Annotated in this window: 1 protein-coding gene; it reads right to left on the bottom strand. The window is 41.1% G+C overall.

Going from position 1 to position 1,221, the window contains the following annotated elements:
• Positions 1-1,161, bottom strand: a protein-coding gene (locus tag AAEY57_RS19190) for an IS3 family transposase (RefSeq protein ID WP_350608575.1) whose coding sequence is annotated in 2 segments (ribosomal slippage) — positions 1-903 and positions 903-1,161 — 1,162 coding nt annotated over the 2 segments. Because the reading frame shifts where the segments join, the coding sequence is not laid out codon by codon here. This gene is flagged as partial in the annotation.
• Between the last annotated feature and the right edge of the window lie 60 nt (positions 1,162-1,221).

Raw genomic sequence — 1,221 nt, 5'->3', positions numbered from 1 at the left:
TTTTAGAATCTTGATATCTAATCTCAGATTCATTCGGCGCTAAACCAGCATTATAATGATGTGGTCTAACATTATTGTAATATCCGTTGATATAATCACTCACACTATATTTAGCGTCTCTAAAGTTTTCATATCCAACTTTTGGCATCCATTCCGTCTTAAAGCTTCTAAAAAATCGTTCCATTGGCGCATTATCCCAACAATTTCCGCGCCTACTCATACTTTGTTTGATTTTATAGCGCCATAAACGTTGGCGATATTTCAAACTTGTATAATGACTACCTTGGTCTGAATGAAACATCAGTCCTGACGGTTTCCCTCTGCTTTCATACGCGAGTTCAAGCGCTTTTAATGTTAAATTAGTATCTGGTGACAATGACATCGCCCAACCAACTACTTTGCGTGCAAATAAATCAATAACGACGGCTAAATAGGCCCAGCGATTGCCTGTCCAAATATACGTCACATCACCGCACCATACGGTATCTGGCTCAACAACATCAAACTGTCTATCTAGCAGGTTTGGGATTTCAAGATGCTCATTACCACCCCTTTTATATTGATGCTGTGGTACTTGGCAGCTCTCTAGTTTTAGTTTAATCATGAGCTTAGCGGCGCGATAACGGCTTAATTCAAAATCGTTATTCGTTGCTATTGCCGCGATTGTCCGCGCCCCAGCTGAGCCGCCGCTCATTGCATGTATTGCTTTAACTTCAGCCTCTAGCCTTACTTGCTCTGGCGTCGGCGTTGTATCCCGTACAGCCCAATATTTATAGCTGCTACGATGCACATTGAACACGTTACACAGCACGCTAATTGGGTAACGCTCTCGTTGATTTAGCTTCTCAATTAACGAGAATTGTTCAGGGAGTCGGACATCAAGAGAGCGGTAGCCTTTTTTAATATATCCTTTTCTAATTCAATGCGTTGAATTTGCTTTTTAAGTTCACGAATTTCAATTTGTTCGGGTGTCATTGGTGAGGCGGTGGGTGTCTGGCCATTCCGCTCTTGCTTTAATTGAGTTACCCACTTACTTACAGTTGATTTACCAACCCCCATAACCTTAGCTGCATCTTCTTGCGTATAGCCTTGATCAACTACAAGCTGAGCTGTCTCTAATTTTATTGCTGCAGAATACGTTGCGCGTTTTAATTTCGTCATTTTTTCACCCAAATTTGTATGCTTATTAGCATAACATTTCTTTCTTAATGGGTGGCCAAA

Origin of the sequence: Pseudoalteromonas sp. MER144-MNA-CIBAN-0113 (assembly GCF_040308965.1) — a bacterium.
In the GTDB taxonomy this organism is placed as follows: Bacteria; Pseudomonadota; Gammaproteobacteria; order Enterobacterales; family Alteromonadaceae; genus Pseudoalteromonas; species Pseudoalteromonas tetraodonis.
Note: the sequence above shows the minus strand (reverse complement) of the source record. Positions and strands in the feature narration are given on the sequence as shown.